Source organism: Xenorhabdus cabanillasii (assembly GCF_003386665.1).
GTDB lineage: Bacteria > Pseudomonadota > Gammaproteobacteria > Enterobacterales > Enterobacteriaceae > Xenorhabdus > Xenorhabdus cabanillasii.
Genome location: NZ_QTUB01000001.1, coordinates 2,315,683 through 2,330,264, shown reverse-complemented (window position 1 = coordinate 2,330,264; position 14,582 = coordinate 2,315,683). Strand labels below are relative to the sequence as shown.

Below are 14,582 nucleotides of genomic sequence, written 5' to 3'. Positions count from 1 at the left end.
TAATTTCTTACTTCTCTTTAATTTTTTATTTTTAAGTATAACCTTTATCGTTTTTTGCTGATCTTTGCCATGCATTTTTTTCACGACCTACTATTTCCTGCTATTTAATATTAATTAAATTACAGTCAACTCAAAACTGTTAACCCATTTAAAATCAATAATATTTATTATTTCAAGAGGTTTATTGTTAGTGGAAAATAAAATTTAATCTATTGACATACCCTTTGCTATTTTACTGTTTAAGATGTTTTTCTTATTAAGGAAATAAACATGAAAAATAAACAAATAACGATTGAGAAAGCAAAGGAATTTTTCTGCGATGGAATAACCATTATGGTGGGTGGATTTATTGGGGTGGGTACTCCACTACGTTTAATTACAGCACTATTAGAAACCGGTGTAAAAGATCTAACCCTCATTACCAATGATACTGCCTGCGTTGATATCGGTCTGGGGCCATTGATTGTTAACGGCCGGGTAAAAAAAGTGATTGCATCCCATATCGGTACTAATCCGGAAACTGGCCGCCGCATGTTCTCCGGTGAAATGGAAGTACAACTGGTGCCACAAGGTACGCTGGCAGAGCGGATCCGCTGCGCCGGTGCTGGTTTGGGTGGTTTTCTGACCCCAACTGGTGTGGGCACCATGGTGGAAGAAGGCAAAGAGAAAAAAGTCATCAATGGCCGGGCATACCTTCTTGAACTGCCACTATATGCCGATCTGGCACTGATTCAGGCACATAAAGCGGATACTTTCGGCAACCTGACCTATCACCTCAGCGCACGTAACTTTAACCCGCTTATTGCACTGGCCGCAGATATCACACTCGCTGAACCGGATGAAATCGTACCGGTTGGCTCTCTCGATCCTGACTGCATTGTCACACCGGGTGCCATCATCGACCATATCATTGTCCAGTAAGGAGAAAGTGCTATGAACGCTAAAGAACTTATCGCCCGCCGCATAGCCCTTGAATTGAATGATGGAGATGTCGTTAACCTTGGTATCGGCCTGCCGACTCAGGTTGTGAACTACCTACCTGAAGGGATACATATCACCCTACAGTCTGAAAACGGCTTTCTCGGTATGGGGCCTGTCACGCAGCCGGATAAAGATCTGGTGAACGCAGGGGGGCAACTTTGTGGTGTACTACCGGGCGCATCTATGTTTGACAGTGCGTTCTCCTTTGCTCTGATCCGGGGTGGTCATATTGATGCTAGTGTGCTGGGCGGGTTGCAGGTAGACCAGAATGCCAATCTTGCTAACTGGATGATACCGGGCAAGATAGTGTTAGGCATGGGCGGTGCAATGGATCTGGTGACCGGCGCCCGTAAAGTGATCATTGCAATGGAACATTGTGCAAAAGATGGCTCAGCCAAAATTCTACGTAAATGCACCATGCCACTGACAGCAGTGAATGTAGTGGATACGCTGGTTACTGAACTTGCGGTATTCCGTTTCGAAAACGGTCAGATGGTACTGTTTGAATACGCACCGGGTGTGGACATTGGCACCATCAAGGCGAAAACCGAAGCCAAATTTATCGTCTCTCCGCACGTAAAAGTGATGCCTATTGATGTGACTGAGAATACTAAGGATAGCGTATGATCGGACGCATTTCCCGTGTAATGACACGGGTTGTGAGCCGCTATCTGCCAGATCCGTTGATCTTTGCAATGCTGCTCACCATGCTCACTTTTATAATCGCGCTGTCGTTGACACCTGGCACATCAATGGATTTGGTCAAAATGTGGGGGGACGGTTTCTGGAACCTGCTTGCTTTCGGGATGCAGATGGCGCTGATTATCGTCACCGGTCACGCGCTGGCAAGTTCTGGCCCTGTTAAACGTATTCTGAGGCTAACGGCTTCACTGGCAAAAACACCCACACAGGGTGTGATGCTAGTGACCTTCTTCGGTTCCGTGGCTTGTGTCATTAACTGGGGCTTCGGGTTGGTTGTAGGAGCTATGTTTGCCCGTGAGGTCGCCCGTCGGGTTCCCGGTTCTGACTATCCACTTCTGATCGCCTGTGCCTACATCGGTTTCCTGACGTGGGGTGGTGGTTTTTCCGGCTCAATGCCGCTGTTGGCAGCAACGCCTGGCAATCCGGTTGAGCATATCTCAGGTCTGATCCCAGTCAGCCAGACCATCTTTACCAGTTACAACATCTTTATTACTCTCAGCCTTATCGCCGCCATGCCGTTTGTCACCCGTATGATGATGCCGAAAAAAGAGGATATTGTGATGATCGCTCCGGCTTTGCTGGAAGAAGAGCCGGATTTCCAGAAAAAACTGCCGAAAGACGCCCCATTATCTGAACGCATGGAAGAAAGCCGTATTATCGCGTGGATCGTCGGAATATTAGGCTTCACTTATCTCGGTATATACTTCGCCAGAAACGGATTCAACATCACCATTAACACCGTCAACATGATTTTCCTGCTGGCTGGTTTATTACTGCATAAAACCCCGATGGCATATATGCGTGCAGTGGGGGCGGCGGCGAAAAGTACTGCGGGTATTCTGGTGCAGTTTCCCTTCTATGCAGGAATTCAACTGATGATGGAAGGCTCAGGGCTGGGCGGGCTTATCACTGAATTCTTTATCAACGTCGCTAACAAAGACACTTTCCCAATCATGACCTTCTTCAGTTCCGCATTGATTAACCTTGCGGTGCCATCTGGTGGTGGTCACTGGGTTATTCAGGGACCATTTGTCATACCTGCCGCTGAAGCATTGGGCGCAGATTTAGGTAAATCAGTTATGGCTATTGCCTATGGTGAGCAGTGGATGAACATGGCGCAACCGTTCTGGGCATTACCGGCACTGGCTATCGCAGGACTCGGTATACGCGACATTATGGGTTACTGCATCACAGCACTCTTTTTCTCCGGTCTGATATTTGTTATCGGCCTCATTCTATTTTAACAATGATAAGAATTAAGGTCTTAGCATGGAAAATATAATGATTGTCAGCGCTCAGCGTACTGTTATCGGCAGTTGACCAAAATATCAATAAATTAGAGACACCATCAAATTCCAAAATAGCCAAAGGGGAAATTATTTCCCCTTTTTTATGTGCGCCGGGCCCGGCGCACATAAAAAAGGTCGCGTATCTGCGCGACCTATAGAAGTTTAAATTTAATTCAGTTCTTTTTGTCTGATAAAAATTATCTGTTATCCAGAACAAGGCCAGGCTCTGCGGCAATGTAACCCTGCAACATACCTTCTTTATATACTCCCAAAATACACTCATAATACATTACGCGCATAGTGCCCATAGGAGGCATCATATTGACTTTGGTCATCAAATAGCAACTTCTCACTTTTTGCATATCCACATCCATTGGATTTCTTACGTCAACAACTGGCATGTATTTTGTGCTGACAACTATTTTGTGTGGCTCCAGCATATGAACCATGTCATCCTGCATGACTTTCATCATCGGATCCATTTTCATCATCGGATCCATTTTCATCATCGGGTCCATTTCCATCATAGAATCCATTTTCATCATAGAGTCCATTTTCATCATTGAATCCATTTTCATCATCGCAACAGAATAGTCAGGATTATTATTTAATGTTACTAAACTCATGCGAATTACATCTCCCACATCGCATTTAACCATTAAATTACCTGAGCAATCAACAGAGGTTACTGTTTCATCTTCATGGATGTAGGTAACATATTTTCTAAAAACTTCCGCAGACCACATTGAAACTGGACTATTAATATCTTTGCTAAGTTTACCAAAATCATTCATAATATCTTCGGTTCTTACACCCATTAATACGTCAATCATTTTAGACATTATAGTACCCTCATTTGTTTATGGTATTAGTATGTTTTGCTACGCGACCAGCATAGCACCGGGTCTGCGTTTTATTTATAAGCTTCTTACAGAACATATCATAACAAAATAATATAAAAGCCAAGTCTCAAAAAGTATCCTTATAAAAAAATTTTTTATCACAATAAAGAAACATTAAATTGTATTTTATGTAGATTAATTACCAATAATATCCAGGTTAACTGCCAAACATAATAATTTACTTGTCATGTTATAATGATGATTATTTACCAAAACATTTCAAAATAATCATGGCCATAAATCTTTAATTAATTGTCATCATTAACATATTGACTTTCCAGATTTAAAAACAATAACTAAAAATAAATTCATCATAAAAAATAATAACATAACATTATTGATGATTTTATTGAAAAATAAAACAGAATAATTTTTATCTTACCAGTTTCTTTTTAAAATATGACCTTCAAAGTTACATAGATATACAATTCTATTCGATGTATAATTACTTATTATCATTCCACCAGCTAAATTAAGCTAATTCTGGAGAAAATATGTTTGGTAAAGGTATCGTGATCAAAGATTATGTCAGCGCTTATCCAAATCCAATTCGCTTACAAGCTGGCGATGTTGTTGTAATCAGTCACAGTGATATAGAGTACCCCTACTGGGTTTGGGTAACAGATACATCAGAAATAAGTGGTTGGGTTCCACAACAAATCCTTTGTTTCATTCAGGCCAATCAAGCGATCTGTACAGAAAACTACATCGCTCACGAATTGACTGTAAAAATCGGTGAATGTCTATATTTAGAAAAGTTATTAAACGGTTGGTTTCTGGCACATAAAAGATGTGGTGAAACAGGCTGGATACCGCAAAGCTGTGTGGAACTTTAACAGAATATTATTCCCCTACCCCAATGGGAATTTCAATTTACAGTCATTTTTCTAGCCGTAAATTAACAGGTAAAATACGTAATTAATAGAAAGATGAGGATCTTTCCAGTTAATTTTTTCCCTGCTCCTGCTTCAGTCTCCGCCATAATGTTGTACGGCTAATCCCCAAATGTTCTGCGGCTGCCTGACGGTTGCCTGAAAAACGTGCCACGACGTCATGTACTGAAATATCACGTTCTGACAATAATATATCCTTAAAGGGGAAAGCGGTTATCTGCGTTCGTAGCTTGTCATTTGTTGCACCAGTATCAATCTGACGTTCAGGTGAAAGTGACAGTATTAATGCAGGAGTCAATATCTGCTCAGGATTAGCACTTATGTAGAGAGCGATTCTCTCCATCAGGTTACGCAGTTCCCTCACATTTCCCGGCCAATGATAAGATTGCAATATCTTATCGCAACAGGAAAGTTCGCGTACTCTTGAAGCAGAAACAGGTAAATTGAGTGTCGCAAATGCCCGCCGTAAATATTCCAGCGCCAGCATATTTATATCGTTTTCCCGCTCCCGTAATGCTGGAAGATTAATCCGCAATACATTTAAACGGTAAAATAGATCGACACGGAAACGCCCCTCACGCACCCATTGATCCAAATCACAGTGAGTTGCACAAATGATGCGGACATCAACCGCAATTGGGCGATATCCTCCGACTCTGACGACAGATTTCTCTTCCAATACCCTTAATAAGCGTGTTTGTAACGGCAATGGCATTTCACCAATTTCGTCCAGAAATAAGGTTCCTCTGTGCGCAATCTCAAATAATCCTGCACGCCCACCCCGTCGGGAGCCGGTAAATGCCCCTTCTTCGTAGCCAAACAACTCAGCCTCTAATAACGACTCAGCAATTGCCCCACAGTTGACGGCAACAAATGGCCGTGGATGCTTTCCCTTTAACTGACCATAACGCAAGGTATATTCATGATGAATAGCCTGTGCAACCAACTCTTTACCTGTACCACTTTCTCCCTGAATCAATACAGTAGCCGTTGAACGGGCATATAGCATAATTGTGCTGCGCACACGCTCTATTGCAGGGGAATTTCCCCGAATGTCATTGATAGTATGTCTGATCCGCAGTTTATCTTTAGTAGGATAAGGTGAAATCACGGCTTGATTAAGTTTGGCCATTTTGGCCATATCTAAAGCATCATGAAAAGCCTGCCGGATAGAAGCGGCAGAATAGACAAATACGCCCACCAGCTCAGCTTCATAAGCCAGATCGGTGATCAATCCTGCACCTACAATTACTTTAATTCCAATCGCTTTCAGGGCATTAACCTGTGCTCTGGCATCTTCTTCTGTCGCATAGCTACGTTGTTCAATACGCAGATTAAAACGTTGCTGAAATTCCTCCAAGGCAGGCAAGGTACTCTGATAAGTGATTACCCCAATACGGGAGCTAATTTGTCGGGCACGAGCCAGTGCCTGCATAAAATCAAACCCACTGGCTTTGGCTATGATCACCGGCACTGATAAGCGGCTTTTCAGGTATGAGCCATTAGAGCCTGCACAAATCACGGCGTCACAATGTTCGTTTTCCAGACGCTTGCGAATATGTTGCACCGCTTGTTCAAAACCAAGATGGATTGGTGTGATATCAGCCTGATGATTAAACTCCGGTGTGATATCTCGGAAAAGATCAAAAAGGCGGGAGACGGAAACTGTCCAGATAACCGGTTTACTACTATCACGTTCTTCGGTTTGTATCGGTATCATATCTCCCCCCTTTCTGCGTTTTCTGCCTGTCTTTTACAATGTTTCATTTACCCATAATGAAACAAAACTGAAACATCATCAGGTTCATTTTAAAACAAGTATATACTATACCTCATGGAAACTCAGAAACCACAATATAGAAGACAACCAATTAATATATTGATTATAAATATAAAATAAAAATCCATTCATTATCCGTCTCAATTAACCTCCCCATTTTTACTTTTTGGCATAAGCTTTGCTTTATTAACAATTCAATACAAATTAGTTTCATTTTTATAATAATGGAGTTATACATGGGATTTTATTCTGCTGGTTTGACTTTTCGTCAGGCAATAAAAGAAGAATCTCCGTTACAGGTGGTAGGAACCAGCAATGCAAACCATGCATTGCTGGCAAAACGAGCAGGCTATAAAGCTATCTACCTTTCCGGTGGCGGCGTATCAGCCGGTTCATTAGGTCTGCCGGATCTTGGCATCTCAACACTGGATGATGTGCTGACCGATACCCGGCGCATCACCGATGTATGTGATTTACCACTGCTGGTAGATGCAGATATCGGCTTTGGTTCATCAGCATTCAATGTTGCCCGTACAGTTCGGTCTATTATTAAAGCAGGAGCTGCCGGACTACATATTGAGGATCAGGTCGGTGCAAAACGTTGTGGTCATCGGCCAAACAAAGAGATTGTCTCTAAAGATGAGATGGTAGACCGCATCAAAGCCGCCGTTGACGCCCGTAACGACGAACATTTTGTGATTATGGCTCGTACCGATGCACTGGCAGTAGAAGGGTTGAATGCTGCCCTTGATAGAGCCGAAGCCTATATTGAAGCAGGAGCTGATATGCTGTTTCCGGAAGCAATCACTGAGCTACAAATGTATAAAACGTTTGCTGCAAAAATTCAGGTTCCAGTACTGGCAAATATCACTGAATTCGGAGCCACGCCGCTCTTTACTCTCGAAGAGTTAAGAAGCGTGGATGTCTCTATCGCCCTCTATCCACTGTCAGCTTTTCGCGCCATGAATAAGGCCGCAGAACAGGTCTATACCACACTCCGTCGCGATGGCACCCAAAAAAATGTGCTCGGTATGATGCAAACCCGTAATGAACTGTATGAAAGTATCAACTATTACGATTTTGAACAGAAACTGGATGCCCTGTTTTCCCAGAAAAATAGCAGAGGTGATACACATGAATGAACAAAATATAACGATTGAAGCTACACCATTTAAACCGAAAAAATCTGTTGCTTTATCGGGTATTACTGCGGGTAATACCACACTTTGTACTGTTGGAAAAAATGGCAAGGAGTTACATTACCGGGGTTATGATATTTTCGATTTAGCAGCCCATTGTGAATTTGAAGAAGTTGCCTATCTGTTAATCTATGAAAAACTCCCTTCCCGTGCGGAGTTGGCAGCTTACAAAACCAAACTGAAAGCATTGCGCGGTCTGCCAGGCAGTGTTAAGGCGGTACTGGAAGCCCTGCCCGCAGTCGCCCATCCAATGGATGTAATGCGTACTGGTGTCTCCGTTCTTGGCTGTACTCTGCCGGAAAAAGAAGATCATAATCTCCCTGGTGCCCGTAATATTGCTGACCGTTTACTTGCCTCCCTCAGCTCTATACTGCTTTATTGGTATCACTATAGTTATAACGGACGTCGTATTGATGTTGAAACTGATGATGATTCCATCGGCGGCCATTTCCTTCATCTTCTGCATGGCAAAAAACCACCAGCATCCTGGGAGAAGGCGATGCACACTTCTCTGATCCTGTATGCAGAACATGAATTCAATGCTTCTACTTTTACCAGCCGCGTGATTGCCGGTACGGCTTCAGATATGTACTCCGCAATTATCGGAGGAATCGGTGCCCTGCGAGGGCCGAAACATGGTGGTGCCAATGAGGTTTCATTCGAAATTCAGCAGCGTTATGACACACCAGATGAAGCGGAAGCCGATATTCTCAAGCGATTAGAAAAAAAGGAAGTGATCATTGGCTTTGGACATCCGGTTTATACCGTTTCTGATCCACGCCATAAAGTGATTAAAGATATAGCCCTGACTCTTTCCAAAGAAACAGGCACACTTCAAATGTTTAATATTGCCGATAAAATTGAGTCTGTGATGTGGAATAAGAAAAAAATGTTCCCAAACCTTGATTGGTTTGCAGCCGTGTCATATCACATGATGAGCGTTCCCACCGCTATGTTTACTCCACTGTTTGTTATTGCCCGTACTTCCGGTTGGGCTGCACACATTATTGAGCAGCGTGTTGATAACAAAATTATTCGCCCTTCTGCCAATTATACCGGCCCGGAAAATTTGCTCTTTGTTCCAATTGAACAGCGCTGACACTGACTGATAAGTGCCTTTTAAATAGTACTAATTCGTAACTTACATGCAATTTTTCAAAAAGGATTGATTATGTCTACCTCTATTCCTGCTTCTACACTAACTCCCGTTGTTAATGATCGTCCCGAATATGATCAGGTGATTGTAGATATCGTGGATTATGTCATGGATTACATCATCGTTTCCCCTATTGGCTATGTCACAGCCCAACACACATTTTTAGATGCATTAGGCTGTGGATTAGAGGCATTGGAGTATCCCGCCTGTACTAAATTATTGGGGCCGATTGTGCCGGGTACAGTTGTCCCCAATGGTGCACGAGTGCCGGGTACTCAGTTCGAGCTTGATCCGGTACAGGCCGCGTTCAATATAGGTACTCTTATCCGCTGGCTGGATTTCAACGATACCTGGCTGGCTGCTGAATGGGGACATCCGTCTGACAATATCGGCGGAATACTCGCTGTCGCTGACTGGCTGTCAAGAAATGCTGTAGCCCGTGGGGAACAACCACTTACTATGTGGGATGTATTTACCGCCATGATTAAGGCATACGAAATCCAGGGTTGTCTGGCACTGGAGAACGCTTTCAATAAAGTCGGGCTGGATCATGTCGTTCTGGTCAAAATTGCTTCAACAGCTGTAGTTGCTCAAATGTTAGGACTGGATCGCGAACAGATATTAAGTGCCGTTTCACTCGCTTGGGTAGACGGTCAATCCTTAAGAACTTATCGTCATGCTCCCAATACAGGTTCCCGCAAATCCTGGGCAGCAGGAGATGCGACTTCCCGTGCTGTGCGTCTGGCCCTGATGGCACAAAAAGGTGAAATAGGTTATCCCTCTGTACTAACGGCTAAAACCTGGGGATTTTATGATGTCTTGTTCAACGGCGAACCATTTCAATTTCAACGTCCCTATGGCAGCTATGTGATGGAAAACATACTGTTCAAGGTTTCTTTCCCCGCTGAGTTTCATGCACAAACTGCGGTTGAAGCCGCCATGCAGCTGCATAATCAATTGAAAGGACTTGGCAAAAATGTCGAAGATATCGCCAAAATCACTATCCGTACCCATCAGGCTTGCATCCGCATTATCGATAAACAAGGCCCGTTACATAACCCGGCTGACAGAGATCACTGCATTCAATATATGGTTGCCATTCCATTGCTGTTTGGTCGTCTCACCGCTGCGGATTATGAAGATGATGTCGCTAAAGATCCGCGTATTGATACCCTACGGGAAAAAATAGTCTGTGTTGAAGATCCTGATTTCACTAAAGATTATCATGATCCGGAAAAACGCTCTATTGCCAATGCTCTGACTATCTCCTTCAATAATGACAGCCAGCTTGATGAAGTCATAATAGAGTTCCCAATCGGGCACAGGCGGCGCCGTGCCGATGGTGTCCCCGCTCTGCTGGAAAAATTCAGAACCAATCTGGCTCGACGCTTCTCCGCAAAACAGCAACAAAAAATACTGTCAGTATCCCTTGAACTTAACGATATCAAAGACATCCCCGTAAACGAATATCTTGATTTGTACGTTGTTTAATCTTCCTGTTCAGCGGTTCTCATTTCAGGAACTGCTATCCTTACATTACATCAGGAAAATATTGCGTTAGGAGAAATTATGTCATTCCAAGATTTTTACCAGCGTTCGATTGATGAACCCAACGCTTTCTGGGCAGAACAAGCCACAAGAATTCATTGGCAACACCCTTTTGAACAAACTCTGGATCACAGTAATCCTCCTTTTGCCCGCTGGTTTTGCGGTGGAAAGACCAATTTATGTTACAACGCTTTAGATCGCTGGCTGGAAAGACAACCTGATGCTAAAGCGCTGATTGCGATTTCAACAGAAACGAATACTGAACAAGTCTTCACTTACCAGGAGTTACATCAGGAAGTTAACCGGGCCGCCGCTGTTATGCTTTCTCTCGGCGTCAAAAAAGGCGATCGTGTTGTCATATATATGCCGATGGTGGCAGAAGCCTTATTTATCTTACTTGCCTGTGCCCGTATCGGTGCTATCCACTCTGTGGTTTTTGGCGGTTTTGCTGCCCATAGCCTCGCTACCCGCTTAGATAATGCTGAGCCAGTATTGGTCGTTTCTGCTGATGCTGGATCTCGTGGAGGAAAAATTATTCCCTACAAGCCATTACTGGATGAAGCCATTGAATTGGCCGCACACACACCACGTCATGTATTGATGGTCAACCGAGGCCTGGCTGAGATAAATTGGGTCAGAAACCGGGATGTGGATTTTGCCACCTTGCGGCAATCATATTTGGATGCAAAGGTTCCGGTAACATGGCTGGAATCCAATGAAGTTTCTTGTGTTCTCTATACATCAGGGACAACAGGAACCCCCAAAGGTGTACAGCGTGATGTTGGCGGTTATGCCGTAGCGCTGGCAACATCAATGGAGATTATTTTTGGCGGTAAAGCTGGCGGTGTATTCTTTTGTACATCAGACATCGGTTGGATCGTAGGACATTCCTATATTGTGTACGCTCCGCTGATCGCGGGTATGGCAACCATTATGTATGAAGGTTTGCCCATCCGGCCAGATGCCAGCATCTGGTGGCAAATTGTGGAAAAATACCGGGTCAACAGAATGTTTTCCGCACCAACGGCCATTCGTGTTCTGAAAAAATATCCTACAAATAATCTTTCTCAATACGATATCTCTTCTCTTGAAACACTCTATCTGGCAGGCGAACCACTTGATGAGCATACTGCACGTTGGATTACTGAAACCATTAACGTACCGGTAATTGACAATTACTGGCAAACAGAAACGGGCTGGCCAATTATGACGATAGCACGAGCACTGGATGACAGACCAAGTCGTTTTGGCAGTACGGGATTCCCGATGTATGGTTTTAACATCAGGTTGATTAATGAACTGACCGGGCAGCAGTGTGGTGACAACGAAAAAGGCCTGTTGGTCATCAAAGGCCCTTTGCCTCCCGGATGTATCCAAACTATTTATGGTGATAATAACCGTTTTGTGAATACTTACTGGAAGCATTTTGATCAGCAAGTTTACTCTACTTTCGATTGGGGGATCCGTGATCGTGATGGCTACTACTTTATTCTGGGGCGTTCAGATGATGTGATTAATGTTTCGGGACATCGTCTGGGAACCCGGGAAATCGAAGAGTGTATCGCCAGCCATGAAGATGTTGCTGAAGTCGCAGTTATCGGCATCAAAGATGATGTAAAAGGCCAGGCCGCAGTTTCCTTTGTCATCCTCAAAGAAGGGCGTGAAATTCAGAGTGCCGACCATTTTGCAACTTTGGAAAAATCACTGATGAGTCTGGTCGATAAAAAAATTGGCAGTGTTGGACGTCCGGCACGTATCTATTTTGTCACGCAATTGCCAAAAACACGTTCAGGGAAAATGTTACGCCGCACCATGCAGGCCATTTGTGAAGGTCGTGAACCCAGTGATATTGCTTTAATTGAAAACCCTGCTTCACTGGACGTAATACGAGATGCGGTTTCTCATTAAAAATAGATTAAATAAAAGTGAAGCTCATCCCAATAATAACTTAATTTTGTGGCAGGAAGTGTTATATTTACCTCCTTTCTGTCACAAATAATAGGGCTGATAATTCCTGATTTAAAACTCCACAAAAAAAGATAAAATTTAACTATAAGAAATATACATTTCATCTTCAAAATCGCTTCCTTTGTTAGCTACTTTCATTTATCTCTTTCATAAAGATTGATATTCATTGAATATATCATATATATTATGATATATTTTATAAATTTTAAAACTAAAGATGTAGAATAGTATGAGAAAAATCATTATCAATGGCATTTTAGATAAAAATTTCATAGAGGAATATGCTTACGATTTTCAATATATAATAAATAGAAAAACAGATCTCGACAGCCTATCTGAAAGATACTATCGTAAAGGAAAGTCTTGTTGGGTCACGCAAACTTTAATTAACCTTAATTATTATTATGGAGATTGTCTGGACATTAGATTAACCAATAAAGCCCAAGATAATGCCATTAATATATTACACTATGATAACTTTAGCTCTAAGACTAAACCGTGGAGAGGAAATACTATCGTTTGCCAGGCTGATCGCCCATCAGTTCACGGTGCTGATTATGTGATTGTACAAAATCCTCTACAGGCTAAGAATGGAAAAATTTTCATCCCTCATTGGCCCCAACCAGAATTAAAACCAAGAGCAAAAAATAATAGCGAAATAAAAACCATTGGTTTTTTTGGGCATCAAGATGCATTACCCGATTTTTTTTCAGATAGAAAATTAGAAAAAGAGTTAAATTCAAGAGAAATTAATTTTATAAAATCGATCAAAGATTGGACTAATTATAGCAATATAGATATTGCTGTAAGTTTTAGGCGCGATCATGCAAATATCATAAGAAAACCAGCCAGTAAGCTCATCAATGCATGGAATGCAGGTTGCCCTGTAATTTGCGATGATGAACCCTCAATGAGAGCAATAAGGCTAAGTGAGTTAGATTATTTAATAGCAAAAACTCCTGAAGAATTTATAGATGCAGTGGATAAATTGAGAAATCAGTCAAATTTATATTTATCGATGATATCAAATGGAAAAAAAAGATTTGAAGAATATAACCGAGAATCTACTGCCCAAAAATGGTTTCGTTTAATACAAGAAGTTTATAATAACAATCAAAATTCCAAAAAAACTTCTCGATGCATTAAGTTTTACTTTCACAAATTAATATCACGTTAGAGCAAATCAATCAGAATAGGTTATTTGAAACTTTAACGATAAAAATGAATAAAAAAAGAGGGTTACAATCCAACCATAACTGATGTTGTCGCTGTTCATCTCATTTTATCTTTTGTTTAATCGATGTTTAGCAGAACAGTATTACTATGCTTTTGTACTACATTTTCCCAGCTACTTTTACCCATTCCAGCTCCGTGCCAATGCGGAGCTTTTTTTTGCCTTTTTGATTAGCATCATGTTTTGAACCAGAGCACGTATATTACTTACCCTGGTCAAAAATTTTGCCACTGGCCAAAAGATGAACCAATTGTAATTAATGTGCTATTGCAGACTCTTTTGCTGCTGCTTCTGCCCACTCTATCATCAACGGATGATTAAGCATGCGATCAATCCATGCCTGACTGGCAGAAGAAAATGTTAACCCGTAAGTCCGGGCACGGAAAACCACCGGAGCAAAAAAGGCATCTACTGCTGTAAACGAATCTCCCGCCAGCCATTTACCACCAAACTTGGTTAACCCTTCAGTCCAGAGTGCATCAAGACGATCAAGATCATGCTGTAATTCAGACGTTATTTTTTCTAATTTGAGTATATTTGTACAATCCATTGCGCACATCTGGCGCAATGTCGTAAAACCAGAGTGCATTTCTGCCGCAGCACTCCTTGCCCATGCCCTGGCAATACGATCTTTTGGCCATACCGGTGTATGATCCTCGGCAATATATTCAACAATAGACAATGAATCCCAAACTGTAATATCACCATCCACTAAACAAGGTACAAGACCAGAAGGCGAGAAGGCCTTGAATTTCTCATGACTACTTTTGCCATCCTCAAAGTAACTCAACTGCTCATTGAAAGGAATATTCAGAGCTTTGAGTAAAATCCACGGACGTAGTGACCAGGAAGAGTAGTTTTTATTCGCTATCCATAATGTATACATTTTATTTCTCTCTGTTAGCCCCTTCATATTTCAATTTACCGTTT

General features: G+C 42.2%; 12 protein-coding genes. 9 read left to right on the top strand and 3 right to left on the bottom strand.

The genetic code is table 11. The features are described from left to right. The first annotated feature begins 270 nt into the window (after nucleotides 1–270). Genes atoD through BDD26_RS11170 form a run of 3 tightly spaced genes read left to right on the top strand, consistent with a single transcriptional unit; the run spans nucleotide 271 to nucleotide 2,927 of the window. A complete protein-coding gene (gene atoD, locus BDD26_RS11180) occupies nucleotides 271–921 on the top strand; it encodes an acetate CoA-transferase subunit alpha (protein ID WP_038265956.1) in 651 nt (216 codons plus the stop codon). Nucleotides 922–933: 12 nt separating this feature from the next. Continuing rightward, nucleotides 934–1,608, top strand: coding sequence for a 3-oxoacid CoA-transferase subunit B (locus BDD26_RS11175; RefSeq protein ID WP_038265953.1), 675 nt, complete (start codon nucleotides 934–936; stop codon nucleotides 1,606–1,608). Continuing rightward, on the top strand, nucleotides 1,605–2,927 hold the full coding sequence (locus tag BDD26_RS11170; protein WP_115826567.1) for a TIGR00366 family protein: 1,323 nt from the start codon (nucleotides 1,605–1,607) through the stop codon (nucleotides 2,925–2,927). The genes BDD26_RS11175 and BDD26_RS11170 overlap by 4 nt, the downstream gene beginning before the upstream one ends. Nucleotides 2,928–3,169: 242 nt before the next feature. On the opposite strand, the gene BDD26_RS11160 is transcribed toward BDD26_RS11170, so the two are convergent. Continuing rightward, nucleotides 3,170–3,814: an AidA/PixA family protein gene (locus tag BDD26_RS11160; RefSeq protein WP_115826565.1), complete on the bottom strand. Its 645-nt coding sequence runs from the start codon at nucleotides 3,812–3,814 to the stop codon at nucleotides 3,170–3,172. 554 nt (nucleotides 3,815–4,368) lie between these two features. Between BDD26_RS11160 and BDD26_RS11155 the strand changes: the two genes are divergently transcribed. Next, the gene (locus BDD26_RS11155) at nucleotides 4,369–4,710 is read left to right on the top strand and encodes an SH3 domain-containing protein (protein ID WP_115826564.1); all 342 of its coding nucleotides are present in this window, start codon (nucleotides 4,369–4,371) and stop codon (nucleotides 4,708–4,710) included. Between the two features lie 109 nt (nucleotides 4,711–4,819). Here the strand turns inward: BDD26_RS11155 and prpR are convergent, their stop codons facing one another. Then, on the bottom strand, nucleotides 4,820–6,487 hold the full coding sequence (gene prpR / locus BDD26_RS11150; RefSeq protein WP_051502480.1) for a propionate catabolism operon regulatory protein PrpR: 1,668 nt from the start codon (nucleotides 6,485–6,487) through the stop codon (nucleotides 4,820–4,822). Nucleotides 6,488–6,783: 296 nt separating this feature from the next. Between prpR and prpB the strand changes: the two genes are divergently transcribed. From prpB to BDD26_RS11125, 5 genes are all read left to right on the top strand, one after another. After that, the gene (prpB, locus tag BDD26_RS11145; RefSeq protein WP_115826563.1) at nucleotides 6,784–7,689 is read left to right on the top strand and encodes a methylisocitrate lyase; all 906 of its coding nucleotides are present in this window, start codon (nucleotides 6,784–6,786) and stop codon (nucleotides 7,687–7,689) included. Beyond that, nucleotides 7,682–8,845 carry a bifunctional 2-methylcitrate synthase/citrate synthase gene (gene prpC / locus BDD26_RS11140; protein WP_115826562.1) on the top strand — a complete coding sequence of 388 codons (1,164 nt, stop codon included), beginning with the start codon at nucleotides 7,682–7,684 and terminating at the stop codon, nucleotides 8,843–8,845. Before prpB ends, prpC begins: the two co-directional genes overlap by 8 nt. Nucleotides 8,846–8,917: 72 nt before the next feature. Next, the gene (locus BDD26_RS11135; RefSeq protein ID WP_115826561.1) at nucleotides 8,918–10,393 is read left to right on the top strand and encodes a bifunctional 2-methylcitrate dehydratase/aconitate hydratase; all 1,476 of its coding nucleotides are present in this window, start codon (nucleotides 8,918–8,920) and stop codon (nucleotides 10,391–10,393) included. A 78-nt stretch (nucleotides 10,394–10,471) separates the two neighbouring features. Next, a complete protein-coding gene (locus tag BDD26_RS11130; RefSeq protein ID WP_115826560.1) occupies nucleotides 10,472–12,358 on the top strand; it encodes a propionate--CoA ligase in 1,887 nt (628 codons plus the stop codon). Nucleotides 12,359–12,647: 289 nt separating this feature from the next. Beyond that, nucleotides 12,648–13,595, top strand: coding sequence for a glycosyltransferase (locus BDD26_RS11125; protein ID WP_115826559.1), 948 nt, complete (start codon nucleotides 12,648–12,650; stop codon nucleotides 13,593–13,595). A gap of 313 nt (nucleotides 13,596–13,908) precedes the next feature. Here BDD26_RS11125 and BDD26_RS11120 read toward each other — a convergent pair whose 3' ends face one another. Then, nucleotides 13,909–14,538 (bottom strand): glutathione S-transferase family protein, encoded by a 630-nt coding sequence (locus tag BDD26_RS11120; RefSeq protein WP_115826558.1) that lies wholly within the window; start codon nucleotides 14,536–14,538, stop codon nucleotides 13,909–13,911. Between the last annotated feature and the right edge of the window lie 44 nt (nucleotides 14,539–14,582).

What these genes read in the sequence shown, in the direction of transcription:
- BDD26_RS11120 (WP_115826558.1), bottom strand. Translation starts at nt 14,538, where the DNA reads ATGTATACATTATGGATAGCGAATAAAAACTACTCTTCCTGGTCACTA.
- BDD26_RS11175 (WP_038265953.1), top strand. Translation starts at nt 934, where the DNA reads ATGAACGCTAAAGAACTTATCGCCCGCCGCATAGCCCTTGAATTGAAT.
- BDD26_RS11160 (WP_115826565.1), bottom strand. Translation starts at nt 3,814, where the DNA reads ATGTCTAAAATGATTGACGTATTAATGGGTGTAAGAACCGAAGATATT.
- BDD26_RS11135 (WP_115826561.1), top strand. Translation starts at nt 8,918, where the DNA reads ATGTCTACCTCTATTCCTGCTTCTACACTAACTCCCGTTGTTAATGAT.
- BDD26_RS11125 (WP_115826559.1), top strand. Translation starts at nt 12,648, where the DNA reads ATGAGAAAAATCATTATCAATGGCATTTTAGATAAAAATTTCATAGAG.
- BDD26_RS11170 (WP_115826567.1), top strand. Translation starts at nt 1,605, where the DNA reads ATGATCGGACGCATTTCCCGTGTAATGACACGGGTTGTGAGCCGCTAT.
- prpB (WP_115826563.1), top strand. Translation starts at nt 6,784, where the DNA reads ATGGGATTTTATTCTGCTGGTTTGACTTTTCGTCAGGCAATAAAAGAA.
- BDD26_RS11130 (WP_115826560.1), top strand. Translation starts at nt 10,472, where the DNA reads ATGTCATTCCAAGATTTTTACCAGCGTTCGATTGATGAACCCAACGCT.
- BDD26_RS11155 (WP_115826564.1), top strand. Translation starts at nt 4,369, where the DNA reads ATGTTTGGTAAAGGTATCGTGATCAAAGATTATGTCAGCGCTTATCCA.
- prpC (WP_115826562.1), top strand. Translation starts at nt 7,682, where the DNA reads ATGAATGAACAAAATATAACGATTGAAGCTACACCATTTAAACCGAAA.
- atoD (WP_038265956.1), top strand. Translation starts at nt 271, where the DNA reads ATGAAAAATAAACAAATAACGATTGAGAAAGCAAAGGAATTTTTCTGC.
- prpR (WP_051502480.1), bottom strand. Translation starts at nt 6,487, where the DNA reads ATGATACCGATACAAACCGAAGAACGTGATAGTAGTAAACCGGTTATC.